The following is a 15,663-nucleotide window of genomic DNA, read 5'->3' on the forward strand; positions in this document are numbered from 1 at the left end:
GCCGGGGAACCGAAGTTCCCCGGCCGCGGGCCCGGTCTCTCGGAGATCACGCCTTGGCGCAGGCGACGATTACGCCGATGGTCGCGCTGGCGGCGGTGGCGTGTGCGGCGGCGCTCGCTGCCGCGGCGGTGGCGGCAGCAGTGGTGAACGCGCCGAGGTTGGCGGCGGCGGTGTGGATGGCGGCGGGAGTTCCGGTGAGGACGCCCTCGGCGAATGCCTTGGCTGCCGCGGCGGAGGCAGCTGCGTCGGCGACATTGGCGGCAGCGGCGGTGGCCGCGTTCGCGGAGTCGACGGCAGCGGCGATGGCGGTGGCGCACCCGGCGGGAGGGGCGTTCGCCGCCGACCGGCCCGTAGCGGAAGCTGCGCTGATCGGTGCGAAAGCCAGCACCGCGAGTGCGCTGGCGGCGAGGGACGAGGCTGCGATACGGCGAATATTCATGAATGCATTCCTGTCAGGAGAAGGGGCAAGCCCTGGAAAGCCCGGCGAAACAGCCGGGCCGCGGAACAAAGCCGGCGGAACCGAACCGGCTCGTACTCTCAAGTGGAGCACCAGCCGACCCCGGGATACGAAAAGGCACCCGTTCGTGTTCGCGCTTACTCCATTTGCCGGACAGCCAGGAAATGCGAGCAGCATGAAAAAATGATCAATAGCTGCCTTCGCGCGGGCATGAGGCGCGGGAAGCGCAATGAATGATCGCCCGCACTTGACCTGCTTTATCCGGACGTCAGGCCGCACTCTTCGCGGCGAGCGGCCGGAGCGCCGGACCGCACCCGCCGGGATCGGGCCGGAGCTGATTTCGCCCGGGCCGGGCATTCCGCGGCGGAGGCTCCGCTCGCCGGCGGCCAGCGGGACGGACGAGGATCGGCCGAACTGGGCGGTCGAATTATTCCGATGGCCTTGATAATTTTTTCTGATGCTGATCTTCCCGGGCGGATCCCTGTGCGGAAGCGGATCCCTTGTTCCGTTCCGGCGGCCGCGCGGGCGGTTCGCGCGGTCACTCACATGGCGGCAGAATCCGTGCTGGGTGCCACTTTCGGGTAATTGTCCCGGTGGTCCGCGGCAATTGCTTCGCCAGGGTCTACAGTGGTTTTCACCCTGCTGGCCCGATGGTGCTCAGCACGCTGTATCGGCAGCCGGCGGGTCGTGGTTGGATCGACAGCCCGCCCCAGCCCTCGGCGGTTCGCGCAGTGCGCGACGACACGTCAGGGAGGGAAACAGGAAACGTCGAACGAATGAAATTCGATGAGGTCGCAGGATGCTGATTCCGGCTGCGCTCGAGTTCATTTTTTGACCGGCCCGCCGGGCGGATACCCGTATCCGTCCGAGCTGTGTCCAGCGGTTGCCGGTAATCTCGGTCTGCTCTCGTAAGCGGAATGGCGACCGGGCCGTACTTACAGCTTGACCGCCGCGCACGGCGACGACAGTACGCGCGGGACGGTCGGGTTGCCGCCGAGCACTCCGATCACCTTCGCGGGCAACGTCATCGCCCGTGCCGCCGCGACGGTCATCAGCACCGCGGTGTCCGCCAGCGCGGGCAACAGCACAGCCGGGGAGCCTTCCGGCGTCCGGGCGAATTCAGCTCGCCTGCCTCGCCGCGCGAACGACGGCGCCGACAGTTCCCCGGCCAGACCCGGCCGCACCGCTTGACGTTCGACGGGCCCATCCGTGCCGCGGCCGTCGCCCGGCGTGGTTCTCCTTCGTATTCCAAGAAAGAAGGCGTGATGAGACGCATTCCCACGATCTCGCGGGCGTTGACCGGGGCGGTGCTGGCCGCCGGGTTCGCCGCGGCGGTCCCGGCGGTGGCGCAGGCCGACCCGCTCGGCTGCACCCGTACCCCCAACGGCTCCGGGGACACCATTCTGTGCACCGCCGGCATCCCCGGCGGGCAGACCCTCACCGGGTCCGCCGGCAACGACGCCGTCACCGTCACCGGCGGACCCGTGAACGGGACCGTCCTTTCCGGCGGCGGGAACGACACGATCATCGTTGTCGGCACGGCCGGCACCGTCGGCCTGGCCGGCGGAGCCGGCGCTCCCGGCACCAGCACCCACCCGGCCGGGTTCGCCGGAGCGGCGGGAGCGGCCGGCGGCGCCGGCGGCATCGCTGTCGGGAGTTCCGGGCTCATCGACGGCGGTACCGGCGCGGCCACGATCACCGTCACCGGAGGCGCGGGCGGGCCTGGCGGCACCGGAGGAGCCGGCGGGGCCGGTGTGCTCGGCGGCGCCGGGGGCGCGGGCGGAGTCGGCGGCGCGGGCGGCGCGGGCGGCATCGGGAGTCTCGGAACCATCCGCGGCTCGGGCAACGACACCATCTCCGTCACCGGCGGTGCCGGCGGCGCCACCGGTCTCGGCGGTGCCGGCGGGCCAAGCGGTCCCACGGCCGGAACCGGCGGAGTGGGAGGGGTCGGCGGCGCGGGAGGGGTCGGCGGGATCGGGGTCGGAAGCTCCGGGGCCATCACCGGCCAGGGCGGCGCGGACACCATCACAGTCGCCGGCGGAGCCGGTGGCGCCGGAGGGCTTGGCGGTGTCGGCGGCTGCGGCCACGGCGGCGGCGCCGGGGGCTTCGGCGGAGTCGGAGGCGCCGGCGGGATCGGAAATTCCGGAGTTGTCGCCGGCGGGGCGGGCAACGCCGCCATCAAGATCACCGGCGGGTCCGGCGGCAGCGCCGGAGCCGGCGGGAAAGCCGGCAACGGCTCCAGCAGCGGTCAGATCGGCGGCGCCGGGGGCGGCGGCGGCACCGGTGGCGCCGGGGGCGTAGGCAACGGGGGCACGGTCAACGCCGGCACCGGCGTCGACACCATCACCCTCAGCGGTGGTCCCGGCGGAAACGGCGGCGCCGGTGGAGACGGCGGCACGGGCTGTGCTCCGGGCGCGGGCGGCAGCGGTGGTTCCGGGGGCACGGCAGGCGCGGGCGGCGTCGGCAGTTCCGGCACCGTCTCCGGCGGCGGTCCCGGGACCACGACGCTCATCGTGCACGGCGTCAACGGCCTGAACGGGGCCGGCGGTCGCAACGGCACCAGCAACACCGGCGTCTGCACCTGCTGAACGGCAGCAGCTGTCCGGATTCCTGGGCCCTGGCTCGCCGCCGGGGCCCAGGAACTGGCTGTCCCAGCACATCGCCGCCCACCAGTCGCGGTCCGGCTCGGGCAGCTTCGACACTTGTTCAGCGCGGACAACGGTTCTGCTGGTGCGGCCGCCGGTCCTGAGCGCGGCCCCTCGTGCCAGAGCGTGCTGTTCTCCGTCGTCGAAGATCACGCCTTCGCGCGGGCGACGATGACGCCGCTGTCGCCACCGCCGCGGTAGCGGCGATCCGGAACGCGGACACCGTGAACAGCGGAAGAAGATCAATGCGCAGGTTTCTGGAGAATCCGCGGTCACGGACAACTCGTCGAGCGCCAATGCCGGCGGATGGGCGAATCGCGACAAGGGCGTGCCGCTGCCGCTGATCCAGTGCCGGACTGCCTGCGAACTGTCTATCTCCGCCGTGCCGTCGAATCCCGCGCAGCCGCCGAACCCGGCGACGGCGATCGATGGCCGGGTCGCACAACGGTCGAAAGCTACCCGCTGACCGACTCCGGCAACCGGATGCCGTTCGTGCGCACCGAGTTCGCGGAGGTCGCTCGCGAGGCACTCCCGGAGCAGTTGCCGAGGCTGCCCGGATCGGCTCTCGGCCGGGTGGGCCTGCGCCTGGCGGCCGCACGTTCGTGCCCGGGCCGCGGCACCACACAGCATCGAGCACGATGGCGGTGATCGTTTTGCGGATCGGCGCGGACCCGCCGTGCTGCCGGGCTACGACGCCGAAGGATTCCTGGCCGCGGTGGAAGAACATCGAGTCCCGCAGGTGCGGACGGCGTCGACGATGTCCGTCCGGTGGATGCGTCTCCCGCCGGACGCGTGCGACCGTTGCGACACGTCGTCGCTGGAGCTGATCGCCTGTCGACGGCGCGGTCCCGATCGGACTTCGCCGGCCTTCGAATGCCGCTCTGCCGCTCTGCCGCTCTGCTGGGAGAGCTGGGAAGGCTGAGCCTCCTTGATCGGGTACCAGGCAAGAATCACGTATTCCGGGACTTCTCGGCCGAGGCGGTCTATGGTCGGCAGATCACGCGCAGTGCAACACCCCGCCCCAGCCCTCGGCGGCGCCACAGGAGGGCTGTGATGGTCATCGCCGCAACCAGATCGACCGGCTGGGGATCCGAGCGGGCGTGCGCCCCATGACCGGCCTGGCGTGGATCCTCGTTCCGTCGCTCACTCCCGCGGCGGTGATGGCCCTCACCCTGGTCATGCAGCGCTGGGAAGAGGTAGTGCTCCCAGCGGACCGGCCCGGCTCGGCGAGGGAAACGGCTCTCGGCAGCGACGGTGTGGAAGGCCTGTTGTTCCCGGGTCTGCCAGGTGTGCGCGCACCGGGGCCGCAACGATGAAACGCGTCGGTTCGGCCTCCGCCGCGACCCCGGCGGACGGGCCCGTCCTTTCCCCGCTGCAGCGCCGCCGCTGTGCCCGCCTGGTCGCGTCGATATCCTCGGGCCGGGAGGACTGCCGGACGCTCCTGGCCATGCTGGGGCTCGATCCCGCCGACGGACTCGCCCGGCCGGGAAGGCAGCTGCCTCGAGCCGAGTCTCGGCCGGTGCCGCGCAATGGCTTCGACGTCGAGGCTGAGGCTCGAAGAGACGGGCCTCGCTGAATGTCGGCGGCAGTCCGCCTGGCGCGGGAGCGCGAAGCGGTGGATCAGCTGTGTCGCGAGTGCGCTGACGCCCAGCCGCGGCGCGAAGTCTCACGCCTGCCAATGACCACAATGGACAGCGCGTAACCAGAAGAAGCCTGCCCGCGTAATACAAGCCCCAGGCCGAAATTCTCGAACCTGGGAGTGCGGGTGCGCGATCAGGGACTCGAACCCGAAGCCGCTCGTTGCAAGTGGCGGCCGACCAGGTCAGCCGGTGCCGAATGATGTCGCGCACTTGGCCGCGTGGGTGTTCGTGGTGTCCTTCCGGGGCGGCTGGTGTCGTCGTGCGGAGGAGGCCTCGGGCTCGCCGAGGCCGGGGCGTGCCGCGTGGTTCGGCGCCAACCGGGCCGGGGAGGGATTCCGTGAAGCGGATTCCTGATCCTCAGTGCCGCCTGCGCCAGGTTTTGCGATTGGCGGCGACCCCGGACAGGTGCAGTGCGACGCACAACAGGCCAGCGGTGGTGAGGGTGCCGGCCGTGACGAAGCGTCCCAGGCTGACGTCGACCAGTTCGAGAAGCAACGCGAGCGCGAAGAGCACCGCGGCGGCGATGGCGAGCATGGCGTCCTCACTTCCGGAAGACAGCGGCGAGCGTTGGCGCCGTACCGCAGCGGGGCCGGGACGACAGTCGCAGCATATCGGGGCCGCTGATCCGGCAGTACCGCAGAATGGAGTCACGTCACTGCGCGGAGCGGGCCGCCCCGTCCGGCCGAAGATCCACAATGGACACTTTGGCGGTGCTCGCGGAACGGCGGCGGGCGGCTTGTCTCGGGTGCGGGGCCGACGTCGCGACGGTCGGGGCCAGGAGCGCCGGACGATAGGATTCGTGTCGCCGAACGGGTAGAATCGGGTCGGTCGGATCACCCTGGACCTCGGTGACGTCTTTTCTTGATGACATCTGGAGGTTCGCCTGTCGTTTCCGCTGCCGTTCTGTCTCTCTGCGCCATCGCTGGGATCCGAGGTGCGCGCGCCGGGCGCGGCGTCGTGAAGGCCAGCGCTCGAATCGGGGACGTGTCCGCGGCGCTGACCGCGGCCGTCGTGCAGTTGCGCCGCCTGATCGAGGACGTTGACGTCGCCGCTTCGATGGCGATCGGCTTTCGGAGTTCTCGGCGCTGACCGATGACCGGGCCGGCGTCCCGGCCGACGGCGACTCTGGCCGAGGCTGGATTGGACCTCCGCACTGTTCGCGGCCAGCTTGCCAGCGTCGCGCTGCTCCTCGAACCGGCCGGGGCCGCGGGACGAGCGTGCTCGATCCCCGAAGGATGATCCCTGAAACAGGAAATGGGAGGCCGTAATGGTCGTATTGCTGATTGTCGCACTGGTGGTGTGGGTCATCGTGGCGATCGTCGGATTCGCCGTCAAAGGATTGCTGTGGCTGGCGATCGTCGGAATCGTTCTGTTCCTGGGAACCGCGGCGATCGGGGCAGTTCGGCGCAAAGCGCTGCACCGCTGAACGCGCAGAGTATTCGCGGGAGGACCGGCCGCCGGGTTTCGGTGACCGGCCCGCCTGCGAGACAGCGAGCGATTTCCTTTGCCGTGAACCGCGCACGCGACGGCGCGGTGTGCTCAGCGGCTCCAGGCCCAGCCGGCGGGGCGCATGGCTGGCGCCGCCGGGCCGGTCACGGTGTTGTCGTGATCATGAACGGGTAGTGCCCGTTGATGTCCTCGCGGACGTCGAGGGTCTTGTCGGCGAGCCGGACCCGGGTTTCGCGGGCGAGGAACACCTGGGTGTCGCCGGTCGCGATGATGTCGTCCCCGGCAGCGGGGTGTGCGGCGACGTCGACGGCGAACGCGGCACCGTCCTCGGGAAGGCCGTCGAGCGTGAGGCGCAGACCGCCTTCGGCGTGGACGTTCTGGGATGCGGCGAGCCGGTTGATCGCTTCGGAGGCTGCTCCGGTCATGGCGAACATCGGCGGTTCGCTTTCTGTGTGCTGTCTTCGCCGCTCTTGTGCCGCGGACCGGCGGCAGGAGGTGCGCACCGCGTGCGGGAGCGTCCGAAGGCCGGGCATTCCGGAGCCCGGGTCGCACTCCTGCGGCGGCGATGAACCGCTGTGAACCGTTGCGGCAGGCGGCGAAGCCGGTCGTGCGAGGGCCGAGTCCAGGCTCTCCGGCGCTGTCTCCGCGATCTTGTCGCGCCGCCAGGGATGCGTCGGCGTTCCTGGCGGCGATTTCTGCTGTCGCGAGATGGTGTTCGCGAAATCCCCGGTCTGCCGCTGGTTCATTCCCGCCTGCGCCGGTCAGGCCGCCGCCAGCGCTCCGCTGGCGGCGAGGATCACGTGCGCCGCGTCGGTGCTGTCCGGTTCGGTGGCCGAGCGCAGGGCGCGTTCCGCCGCCGCCGGGCTGGCCTCCGGGGGGATCACGAGGAGCGTCAGGTGGTGGATGCGCGGGCCGATGACCACGACCGTGTACTGCTGGAGGCTGAAGAACGCCGCCAGCCGCACGAGATCCGGTCCGTGGGCGAGCGGAACGGGAGCGCGATCCCACGCACCGGGGTTGAAACCGATCCGGTCCACCCGGCCGAAGCGGTCGGCGAGCGCGGCGGCGAGCGCGCGGAATTCCGTGGCCGGTTCCCGGGAACGGGGCCACCAAGCGCCGTCGAAGAAGCCTTTCGCCGCAGGCTGTTTTTTGAAGCGCAATCGCCTTCCGAGAGCGGGCGATCCGATCACGACGCCCGCGGCGGCGCAGTCCGGGGAATCCTTCATGACGGCGCTCCTGTCCGGACGGTGCGGGACCGTTCCGGCGGCGGATGCCTGCGGAGGCGGGTCTGTCTGTCAAGCCTACGCCGAAGGGGAGGCCGCCCAGCGGAATCAGCCGGATTTCCTGGTGCCGCGCCGGATCGGCGGATGGCAGCCGCTCCGTTGGCCCCGAGCGCGCCGTTCGAGCCGGATTCCGTTGGCGCGAAAACGTCGCCGGTGCGCTTCGCCGTCAGGAGTAGGCTGGCGGTACGCGGTGAAGGCGGTTCCGGTGAACGTGGCACAGGCCGTGCTCCAGGATCCGCGCGGCCGCACTCCGAAAGGGACCGCACATGCAGGTCGAGATCAGCACCGACAACAACGTTCCCGGAAGCGCGGGACTGAGCCGCCGGATCGAGGAGGAACTCCGCACCGCGCTCTCGCGGTTCAGCGACCACCTGACCCGGCTGGAAGCACACCTCAGCGACGAAGTCTCGGCCGGAGCCACCGGGGTGGACCGCCGGTGCGTGCTCGAGGCCCGTCCCGAGGGAAAGCCCGCCGTCGTGGTCAGCCACTTCGCGGGCTCGGTGGACGAGGCGCTCCGCGGGGCGACGCGCAAGCTGGAAGGTATTCTCGAACGCCAGCACGACCAGGCGGCACACCACAAGGGCGGCGACACTGTCCGGTATGGACGGTCGGCGGACCAGGGCTGATCTCGCGCTGGCGCCCGGCCGGCGCGGTGTCCGGCGAAGGAATGTCTCCAGGCAGCGAGGCTCCGCCGTCGGTCGCGGAGAGCCGGAGGCGGCGAACCGTCGGCGACGCGCGGACCGGTGCCCCTGCTCGCCTCGCCGTCGCTGACCGCCAGGATGTCGCGCAGCTTCGGAGCGCTGCCGCGATCACGGCCCCGCAGCGGACCAGGCGCTGTTGACCGAGGTTCTCGGCGACAAGCGCCTGCCCACCCTGATCCTTGATCGGCTCCGCGCATTGAGTGCCTGGGTTACGGCAGCCGGGTCGGGACGACGGGGACAGTGTCAAGGCAAGCCGTCGCTCACATCAGCGTCAGAGGCCGAGGACCGTCACGGTCACCCTGGCGATGTCGCCGGGATCGAGCTTCTCGGCCTTGCGCACCACGCGCTTCACCGGCAGCACGTAGCCGCGCTCGCTGTCTGGGAAGATCGATGTCCGCCAAGATCACGGATTCCGTCCGAGACGTCCTCAGCCAGGCTCACAAAGATCCACACGCCGGTTCGCCGCGCGTGCCAGATCCCCAGCTCAGCTGCCGAGGTGTACTTCGACGCCACCAGCTTCGCGCGCAACACCGGCAATTTCGGGGCCGGTTCACGCGGAGACTCGCTCCCGGTTCGCATACCGCACCTGCACAGATGTGCTCAAACGATCGTGGAGGGAGGAGTGCGCGCGGCTCTGTCGTCAACGCTGCGAATCGCTTGGGAATTCTGCGTCCGTCGTTGAATCGCGAGACCCCTCCCGCAATGCTCAGCCGGTCGCAGCGTCCGTTCCCGAGGCCGCCCATGACGTGATCTTCGCGAGCGGCGAGGAGGCCCTCACCAGAGACGGCAGGAGCGTCGAATCGCTGACCTGCGAAAACAAGAAGATTCCTGGTGCCCCCGGTGAGATTCGAACTCACACTGGACGGGTTTTGAATCCGTTGCCTCTGCCAGTTGGGCTACGGGGGCGCAGTGCCGGAAACTCTACGGGATCCGCGCCTCCCGCCCTCGACCGGGTCCGGTGATCGACTTGGGGCCGGGGCTGGGTGTCTCCCGCCACTTCGTGGTGAACGCCATCGTGGGATCTGGATCGGTCCCGGTACGCTGGGCTCTCGCGGGTGACCGCGTGTCGAAGACGTCCCGCCGAGCCTTCAGGAGGACACCGGTGACCGAACAGGCTGCCGAGTCGAACGGCGCCGCCGCCGGCGTGCCGCAGCGACGGGTGCTCGTCGCGGAAGACGAGGCGCTCATCCGGCTCGACCTGGTGGAAATGCTGCGCGAAGAGGGCTACGAGGTGGTCGGCGAGGCCGGCGACGGCGAGGAGGCCATCGCGCTGGCCACCGATCTCAAGCCGGACCTCGTGATCCTCGACGTCAAGATGCCCAAGCTCGACGGCATCGAGGCGGCCGCGCGGATCACCGGCGACCGGATCGCGCCGGTCGTCATTCTCACCGCGTTCAGCCAGCGCGACCTCGTCGAACGGGCCCGCGACGCGGGCACCATGGCGTATCTGGTGAAACCGTTCGCCAAACGCGACCTCGTGCCGGCCATCGAGCTGGCGGTCAGCCGGTTTTCCGAGCTGCAGGCCCTCGAGGCCGAGGTCGCCGGGCTCACCGACCGGCTCGAGACCCGCAAGGTCATCGACCGGGCGAAGGGCCTGCTGATGAGCCGCCAGGGGCTCACCGAACCGGACGCGTTCCGCTGGATCCAGCGGACGGCGATGGACCGGCGCACCACGATGAAAGCCGTCGCCGAGGCGGTCGTGGAAAGCATCGGCTGAGCGACCGGCACAAGCATCGGGGAAGCGGGCGCGACCAGGGGGTCGCGCCCGCTTTTTCGTGCCCTGTCCCGGAATCGCGGGCACGTCGGAGAGTGACCGGCCGGTCCCGGACCGCGCTCCCGTCCAGCGGGACCCGCGCGCTCGTTCCGGGTGCTCGTGCCGGGTCGGAACCTGGCTGCTGACCAGCGCGAACCCTCCCGCGGCACCGTCGCGAAACCCACCCGTGCGGGTTGATCTCCCCTGCGCGAAAGGGCAAGGTTGCTACCTTGGAGGCCGGGGGATCGTGGTGTCGGTCACGATGACGGAGGGGAAGTTCCTACACTGCCCCCATCGATCGGACGTCAGGTCAAGGTCCTTTCGAGGGGCACGCGAACACGAAGAGTCATTCACTCGGTCGTTGCAATAAGACGATCGAGTGTAAATCGTCCGTTAATTCTCGTGACGACCGTCACGATGTGGATACAAGACTCGCTGTGACTCTGTGCAACACCTCACCCGGCGGCTACGTTCAGCGCCCAGTCGAAGTCCCACGCAGGGACCCGCCGTTCCGCAGGAGCGTGGCGGGTGGCATTTGGAGGAACGAGTGCAGAGAGCACGACTCACTAAGGTCATCGTGCTGGCCGCGGCGGGAGTCATCTCCCTGGGCGCCTGCTCGGCGCGGACCGGCGGTGACTCGGGTGGCGACAGCAGCGCGCCGCAGGCCGCTGCCCCGTCGGCGGCGGCGAACGCGGCGGACCCGGCGGGAGACGGCAAGGCGCAGTGCGCGCCGACTTCCCTCGCCTACGCCGGTACGATCAACGGCAAGAACGCCGCGCTGGGCCAGAACATCCTGAAGGGCGCGAAGCTCGCGGTCGACCAGCACAACAAGGCCAACCCCGGCTGCCAGGTCAAGCTGGAGCAGTTCGACACCGAGGGCACCCCGGACAAGGCGCCGGGCATCGTGACCCAGGTCGTCAACACCCCGGCCATCCTCGGCGTCATCGGCCTGCCGTTCTCCGGCGAATCGAAGGCCGCGGGCAACATCTTCAACAGCGCCGGCCTGGTTTCGATCACGCCGTCGGCGACCGACCCGAGCCTGTCCACGAACGGCTGGAAGACCTTCTTCCGCGGGCTGGGCAACGACAACACCCAGGGCCCGGCCGCCGCGAAGTTCATCACCGGCGACCTCAAGGCCAGCAAGGTCTGCGTGATCAAGGACGACTCGCAGTACGGCACCGGCCTGTCCGAGGCGACCGTCAAGGCCCTCGGCGACAAGGCGTCGTGCACCGACCAGGTCAAGACCGGCCAGACCGACTTCTCCGCCGTGGTCAACAAGATCAAGGGCGAGAAGCCGGACGCGGTCTTCTACGCCGGCTACTACCAGGAAGCCGCTCCGTTCGCGCAGCAGCTGAACGACGCTCAGGTCAAGGCGAAGTTCGTCGGCCCGGACGGCGTGAAGGACGACCAGTTCGTGAAGGGCGCGGGCGACGCCGCGGCCGGCGCGTACTTCACCTGCCCCTGCGTCCCGGCGGACCAGTTCACCAAGTTCACCGACGCGTACAAGGCGGCGACCGGAGCCGAGCCCGGCACCTACTCGCCGGAGGCCTACGACATCGCGACGATCCTGCTGAAGGGCATCGACGCGGGCAAGAAGGACCGCGCGGGCCTGCTGGACTTCGTCAAGAGCTACGACAACCAGGGCATCACGAAGCACTTCAAGTGGGACGACAAGGGCGAGCTTCCCGTCGCCGCGGTGTGGACCTACAAGGTGGACAACGGAAAGATCGTCCGCAACACCGAGATCAAGTAGCTCCCCGCTCAGCCGGTTCCAGATACCGGGGTGCGGGCGGGGCGGAGAGATCCCGCCCGCCCGCACCCCGGACCCACATGGAGAACTAGTGTGTCGATGACCCACCTCGGCTCCCTCGTCCTTGCCGACGGCGGAGGCTGGATCCACTTCGACGTGGATTCGTTCCTGAACCAGTTCTGGGACAACACGATCGACGGTTTGTCCTACGGCAGCATCTACGCGCTCGTGGCGCTGGGCTACACCCTCGTCTACGGCGTGCTGAAACTCATCAACTTCGCCCACTCCGAGGTGTTCATCTACGGCGCCTACGGCGTGTGGTTCACCTTCTACGGCTTGGGTTTCCGGCCCGGCGCCACCCCGGAACTGCCGATCTTCGAGCTGATCGGCTTCCTGCTGCTCGCGTTGATCGCGGCGATGGCGGTGTCCGGCGGCACCGCGGTCGTGCTGGAGCGCGTGGCCTACCGGCCGCTGCGGAAACGCAAGGCGCCCCGGCTGGTCTTCCTGATCACCGCGATCGGCGCCTCGTTCGTGCTGCAGCAGATCATCTTCATCTGGCGCGGCGGCAACCCGGAGAACAGCATCCGCTTGCTGCGCAACGACGAGGTGTTCACGATCTTCGGCGGCAGCGTCACGATCGTCACCATCATCACCGTGGTCGCCGCGATCCTGCTGATGATCGGTGTGGACATGTTCGTCAACCGCACCAAATTCGGCCGCGGCATCCGTGCGGTGGCGCAGGACCCGGACACCGCGACGCTGATGGGCGTCAACAAGGAACGCGTCATCACGCTGACGTTCCTCATCGGCGGTCTGCTGGCCGGCGCGGCGGCGTTGTTCTACATGATGAAGATCCCGCAGGGCGCCTGGTACCAGGGCGGTTTCATCCTCGGCATCAAGGCGTTCACCGCCGCGGTGCTCGGCGGCATCGGCAACCTGCGCGGCGCGCTGCTCGGCGGCCTGCTGCTCGGGGTCGTGGAGAACTACGGGCAGTCGCTGTTCGGCGGGCAATGGCGCGACGTCGTCGCGTTCGTCCTGCTGGTGCTGATCCTGATGCTGCGCCCGACCGGCATTCTCGGCGAATCGCTCGGAAAGGCACGGGTATGACGACGACTACGACGCCGCCCGCCGCCCCGGCGAAGGCGCGCCGCCGTCCGGTGTCGGACTGGTGGAACAAGCTGTCCAGGGTCCAGCAGTGGGGCGTGCTCATCCCGCTGGTGGCGCTGGTCTACCTGCTGCCGGTGCTGAACCCGCCGCTGATCACCACGCAGCCCGGTTACGACTTCCCGATCGCGATGTTCGAGGTGGCCCGCTACGCGCTGGTCGCCATCGGCCTCAACATCGTGGTCGGCCAGGCGGGCCTGCTCGACCTCGGCTACGTCGGGTTCTTCGCGATCGGCGCCTATGTGATGGCGTTGTTCACGAGCCCGGACTCGTCGCTGTCGAAGCTGCCGTTCCTCGTCGTGCTGCCGATCGCCATGGTGGTAACGATGATCTTCGGGGTGATTCTCGGGACGCCGACGCTGCGCTTGCGCGGCGACTATCTGGCGATCGTGACGCTCGGCTTCGGCGAGATCGTCCGCCTGCTCGCGGACAACATCGATCCGCTGCGCGGCAACCGCGGCTTCCAGGGCGTCGGGCACCCGCCGGGCTCGAACGCCGACGGCAGCCCGCTTTTCACCAACACCAACGGAACTCCGTGGTACTGGCTCTGCGTCACGATCATCATCGTGATCCTGTTCGTGGTCGGAAACCTCGAGCGCAGCCGCGTCGGCCGCGCGTGGGTCGCGATCCGCGACGACGAGGACGCGGCCGAGATCATGGGCGTGCCGACGTTCAAGTTCAAGATCTGGGCGTTCGTCGGCGGCGCCGCGGTCGGCGGGCTTTCCGGCGCGCTGTACGCGGGGCAGCTGGGCTTCGTGAACAACCAGAAGTTCGACGTGGTGACGTCGATGCTGTTCCTGGCCGCGGTCATTCTCGGCGGCGCGGGCAACAAGGTCGGCGTGCTGCTGGGCGCGATCGTGGTGGCTTACGTGCCGCTGCGGTTCCAGGCGATCGCGGAATACAAGTACCTGATCTTCGGCCTGGCGCTGATCATCCTGATGATCTTTCGCCCGCAGGGCCTGCTCGGCGCGCGGCAGCGGCTGCTCGCGTACGGCAGGCAGGCGTACCAGCGGCTGCTCGGCAAGGGCGAACAGGTCAGCAGCGACGGTTCGCTGGCCACCGACAACCAGGGGGAGAGGGCATGACGGTCCCTGGCAACGGGAACGGACCCGAGGTCCCGGCCGAGGGCGGCCTGGTGGCCGAGGTCGCCAACATGACCGCCGAGCAGCTCGCCGTGCACGAGGCCGAGGTCGCCGAGGTCGTCGCGCCGGACCGGGAGATCCGCGCCGAGGTCGGGCAGACGCTGCTGAAGGTCGACGACGTCACCGTCCGCTTCGGCGGCCTGGTGGCGCTGGACTCGGTGTCGTTCGACATCCGGCGCGGCGAGATCCTGGGCCTGATCGGGCCGAACGGCGCGGGCAAGACCACCTGCTTCAACGCGATGACCGGCGTCTACCGGCCGTCGTCGGGGCAGGTGCTGCTCGAGGGCAAGCCGCTCGGCAAGTCGACGCGGCACGGGATCACCCAGCTCGGCATCGCCAGGACGTTCCAGAACATCCGGCTGTTTTCGGAGATGACCGCGCTGGAGAACGTGGTCGTCGGCACCGACGCGCGGCACAAGACGAGCCTGCTCGGCGCCGTCCTGCGGCTCCCTCGGCACCACCGCGAGGAGAAGCAGGCGATCGAGAAGGCCATGGCGCTGCTGGAGTTCGTCGGCATCGCCGACCGGGCCGCGGACCGGGCGAAGAACCTGCCGTACGGCTATCAGCGGCGGCTGGAGATCGCGCGAGCGCTGGCGACCGAGCCGAAGCTGCTGTGCCTCGACGAGCCTGCCGCCGGGTTCAACCCGGCGGAAAAGGAAGAGCTCATGGGGCTGATCCGGACGATCCGCGACGACGGCTACACCGTCCTGCTGATCGAACACGACATGAAGCTCGTCATGGGCGTCACCGACCGGATCGTGGTGCTGGAGTTCGGCAAGAAGATCGCTGACGGGCTGCCTGCCGAGATCCGGGAGAACCCCGCTGTGATCGCCGCTTACCTGGGAGTTCCCGACGATGACGTTGCTTGAGCTTTCCGACGTTTCCGTCCACTATGGACGGATCCAGGCCGTGTCCGGGCTGTCCATCACGGTCAACGAGGGCGAAATCGTCACCCTCATCGGGGCGAACGGCGCCGGGAAATCGACCACGATGCGGGCGATCTCCGGCATCCGGCCGATTTCCGGGGGCGCCATCCGGTTCGACGGCGAGGACATTTCGCGGCTGCGCGGCGATTTGCGGGTGGTCCGCGGGATTTCGCAGGCTCCGGAAGGCCGGGGGATTTTCCCGGGCATGACGGTGCTGGAGAATCTGGACATGGGCGCGTACGCGCGCAAGGACCGGAAGAAGCTGCAGCCGGATTTCGATCGGGTGTTTGAACTGTTCCCTCGGTTGGCTGAGCGGAAGAGCCAGGTCGGCGGGACGATGTCGGGTGGCGAGCAGCAGATGCTCGCGATCGGGCGGGCGTTGATGGCGAAGCCTCGGTTGTTGTTGCTGGACGAGCCTTCGATGGGGTTGGCTCCGCAGTTCATTCAGCAGATTTTCCGGATTATTTCGGAGATCAACCGGCAGGGGACGACGGTGCTGCTGGTCGAGCAGAACGCGCAGCAGGCGTTGTCCCGGGCGCATCGGGCGTATGTGCTGGAGACTGGGCAGATCACCAAGACTGGTACTGGGAAGGAATTGCTGGCTGATTCCAGTATCAAGGAGGCTTATCTCGGGGTCGGGTGAGTTCGTCGCCGGAAGCTTTGGTCGGCTGTTTTCGGCGGCGGTTGGTTCTTGCGTTGAGTGTTGCGTGGGGGCACCCCGAAGCTGATTGTGACGACGGCGCGGGGGTGCTT

General features: G+C 69.0%; 16 protein-coding genes and 1 tRNA gene. 10 read left to right on the top strand and 7 right to left on the bottom strand.

Annotated features, from left to right (window positions below; genetic code table 11):
* Positions 1 to 46: 46 nt before the first annotated feature.
* Both ACWGIC_RS41820 and ACWGIC_RS41825 read right to left on the bottom strand, forming a co-directional pair.
* Positions 47 to 439, bottom strand: coding sequence for a hypothetical protein (locus tag ACWGIC_RS41820; protein ID WP_452081500.1), 393 nt, complete (start codon positions 437 to 439; stop codon positions 47 to 49).
* 953 nt (positions 440 to 1,392) lie between these two features.
* Positions 1,393 to 1,641, bottom strand: a complete 249-nt coding sequence (locus ACWGIC_RS41825; protein ID WP_452081501.1) for a hypothetical protein — start codon at positions 1,639 to 1,641, stop codon at positions 1,393 to 1,395.
* An 81-nt stretch (positions 1,642 to 1,722) separates the two neighbouring features.
* On the opposite strand from ACWGIC_RS41825, the gene ACWGIC_RS41830 reads away from it, so the two are divergent.
* Positions 1,723 to 3,045, top strand: a complete 1,323-nt coding sequence (locus ACWGIC_RS41830; protein WP_452081502.1) for a hypothetical protein — start codon at positions 1,723 to 1,725, stop codon at positions 3,043 to 3,045.
* A 1,166-nt stretch (positions 3,046 to 4,211) separates the two neighbouring features.
* Positions 4,212 to 4,418 (top strand): hypothetical protein, encoded by a 207-nt coding sequence (locus tag ACWGIC_RS41835; protein WP_452081503.1) that lies wholly within the window; start codon positions 4,212 to 4,214, stop codon positions 4,416 to 4,418.
* 681 nt (positions 4,419 to 5,099) lie between these two features.
* Here the strand turns inward: ACWGIC_RS41835 and ACWGIC_RS41840 are convergent.
* Complete coding sequence (locus tag ACWGIC_RS41840; protein WP_452081504.1) at positions 5,100 to 5,276, bottom strand: hypothetical protein; 177 nt, start codon at positions 5,274 to 5,276, stop codon at positions 5,100 to 5,102.
* Between the two features lie 733 nt (positions 5,277 to 6,009).
* Here ACWGIC_RS41840 and ACWGIC_RS41845 point away from each other — a divergent pair.
* On the top strand, positions 6,010 to 6,168 hold the full coding sequence (locus ACWGIC_RS41845) for a hypothetical protein (RefSeq protein WP_452081505.1): 159 nt from the start codon (positions 6,010 to 6,012) through the stop codon (positions 6,166 to 6,168).
* A 166-nt stretch (positions 6,169 to 6,334) separates the two neighbouring features.
* On the opposite strand, the gene ACWGIC_RS41850 is transcribed toward ACWGIC_RS41845, so the two are convergent.
* Complete coding sequence (locus ACWGIC_RS41850; RefSeq protein WP_452081506.1) at positions 6,335 to 6,616, bottom strand: iron-sulfur cluster biosynthesis protein; 282 nt, start codon at positions 6,614 to 6,616, stop codon at positions 6,335 to 6,337.
* A 336-nt stretch (positions 6,617 to 6,952) separates the two neighbouring features.
* Complete coding sequence (locus ACWGIC_RS41855) at positions 6,953 to 7,417, bottom strand: DUF5994 family protein (RefSeq protein WP_452081507.1); 465 nt, start codon at positions 7,415 to 7,417, stop codon at positions 6,953 to 6,955.
* 323 nt (positions 7,418 to 7,740) lie between these two features.
* Between ACWGIC_RS41855 and ACWGIC_RS41860 the strand changes: the two genes are divergently transcribed.
* On the top strand, positions 7,741 to 8,100 hold the full coding sequence (locus tag ACWGIC_RS41860) for an HPF/RaiA family ribosome-associated protein (protein ID WP_452081508.1): 360 nt from the start codon (positions 7,741 to 7,743) through the stop codon (positions 8,098 to 8,100).
* A gap of 346 nt (positions 8,101 to 8,446) precedes the next feature.
* On the opposite strand, the gene ACWGIC_RS41865 is transcribed toward ACWGIC_RS41860, so the two are convergent.
* Both ACWGIC_RS41865 and ACWGIC_RS41870 read right to left on the bottom strand, forming a co-directional pair.
* A complete protein-coding gene (locus ACWGIC_RS41865; RefSeq protein WP_452081509.1) occupies positions 8,447 to 8,536 on the bottom strand; it encodes a hypothetical protein in 90 nt (29 codons plus the stop codon).
* 468 nt (positions 8,537 to 9,004) lie between these two features.
* Positions 9,005 to 9,081, bottom strand: a tRNA-Leu gene (locus tag ACWGIC_RS41870).
* Positions 9,082 to 9,277: 196 nt separating this feature from the next.
* Here ACWGIC_RS41870 and ACWGIC_RS41875 point away from each other — a divergent pair.
* The 6 genes from ACWGIC_RS41875 to ACWGIC_RS41900 all read left to right on the top strand — a co-directional run bounded on the left by ACWGIC_RS41875 (position 9,278) and on the right by ACWGIC_RS41900 (position 15,553).
* On the top strand, positions 9,278 to 9,892 hold the full coding sequence (locus tag ACWGIC_RS41875; RefSeq protein ID WP_009079762.1) for an ANTAR domain-containing response regulator: 615 nt from the start codon (positions 9,278 to 9,280) through the stop codon (positions 9,890 to 9,892).
* 613 nt (positions 9,893 to 10,505) lie between these two features.
* Positions 10,506 to 11,681, top strand: a complete 1,176-nt coding sequence (locus ACWGIC_RS41880; protein WP_452081513.1) for a branched-chain amino acid ABC transporter substrate-binding protein — start codon at positions 10,506 to 10,508, stop codon at positions 11,679 to 11,681.
* Between the two features lie 96 nt (positions 11,682 to 11,777).
* Positions 11,778 to 12,785: a branched-chain amino acid ABC transporter permease gene (locus tag ACWGIC_RS41885; protein ID WP_452081514.1), complete on the top strand. Its 1,008-nt coding sequence runs from the start codon at positions 11,778 to 11,780 to the stop codon at positions 12,783 to 12,785.
* Positions 12,782 to 13,927 carry a branched-chain amino acid ABC transporter permease gene (locus tag ACWGIC_RS41890; RefSeq protein ID WP_452081510.1) on the top strand — a complete coding sequence of 382 codons (1,146 nt, stop codon included), beginning with the start codon at positions 12,782 to 12,784 and terminating at the stop codon, positions 13,925 to 13,927. The genes ACWGIC_RS41885 and ACWGIC_RS41890 overlap by 4 nt, the downstream gene beginning before the upstream one ends.
* Positions 13,924 to 14,853 carry an ABC transporter ATP-binding protein gene (locus ACWGIC_RS41895; protein WP_452081511.1) on the top strand — a complete coding sequence of 310 codons (930 nt, stop codon included), beginning with the start codon at positions 13,924 to 13,926 and terminating at the stop codon, positions 14,851 to 14,853. The genes ACWGIC_RS41890 and ACWGIC_RS41895 overlap by 4 nt, the downstream gene beginning before the upstream one ends.
* Positions 14,840 to 15,553, top strand: a complete 714-nt coding sequence (locus tag ACWGIC_RS41900) for an ABC transporter ATP-binding protein (RefSeq protein ID WP_452081512.1) — start codon at positions 14,840 to 14,842, stop codon at positions 15,551 to 15,553. Before ACWGIC_RS41895 ends, ACWGIC_RS41900 begins: the two co-directional genes overlap by 14 nt.
* Positions 15,554 to 15,663 lie beyond the last annotated feature (110 nt).

The sequence above is a fragment of the Amycolatopsis sp. NPDC054798 genome (assembly GCF_053611505.1).

What these genes read in the sequence shown, in the direction of transcription:
- ACWGIC_RS41820 (WP_452081500.1), bottom strand. Translation starts at nt 439, where the DNA reads ATGAATATTCGCCGTATCGCAGCCTCGTCCCTCGCCGCCAGCGCACTC.
- ACWGIC_RS41830 (WP_452081502.1), top strand. Translation starts at nt 1,723, where the DNA reads ATGAGACGCATTCCCACGATCTCGCGGGCGTTGACCGGGGCGGTGCTG.
- ACWGIC_RS41835 (WP_452081503.1), top strand. Translation starts at nt 4,212, where the DNA reads ATGACCGGCCTGGCGTGGATCCTCGTTCCGTCGCTCACTCCCGCGGCG.
- ACWGIC_RS41840 (WP_452081504.1), bottom strand. Translation starts at nt 5,276, where the DNA reads ATGCTCGCCATCGCCGCCGCGGTGCTCTTCGCGCTCGCGTTGCTTCTC.
- ACWGIC_RS41845 (WP_452081505.1), top strand. Translation starts at nt 6,010, where the DNA reads ATGGTCGTATTGCTGATTGTCGCACTGGTGGTGTGGGTCATCGTGGCG.
- ACWGIC_RS41850 (WP_452081506.1), bottom strand. Translation starts at nt 6,616, where the DNA reads ATGACCGGAGCAGCCTCCGAAGCGATCAACCGGCTCGCCGCATCCCAG.
- ACWGIC_RS41855 (WP_452081507.1), bottom strand. Translation starts at nt 7,417, where the DNA reads ATGAAGGATTCCCCGGACTGCGCCGCCGCGGGCGTCGTGATCGGATCG.
- ACWGIC_RS41860 (WP_452081508.1), top strand. Translation starts at nt 7,741, where the DNA reads ATGCAGGTCGAGATCAGCACCGACAACAACGTTCCCGGAAGCGCGGGA.
- ACWGIC_RS41885 (WP_452081514.1), top strand. Translation starts at nt 11,778, where the DNA reads ATGACCCACCTCGGCTCCCTCGTCCTTGCCGACGGCGGAGGCTGGATC.
- ACWGIC_RS41890 (WP_452081510.1), top strand. Translation starts at nt 12,782, where the DNA reads ATGACGACGACTACGACGCCGCCCGCCGCCCCGGCGAAGGCGCGCCGC.
- ACWGIC_RS41895 (WP_452081511.1), top strand. Translation starts at nt 13,924, where the DNA reads ATGACGGTCCCTGGCAACGGGAACGGACCCGAGGTCCCGGCCGAGGGC.
- ACWGIC_RS41900 (WP_452081512.1), top strand. Translation starts at nt 14,840, where the DNA reads ATGACGTTGCTTGAGCTTTCCGACGTTTCCGTCCACTATGGACGGATC.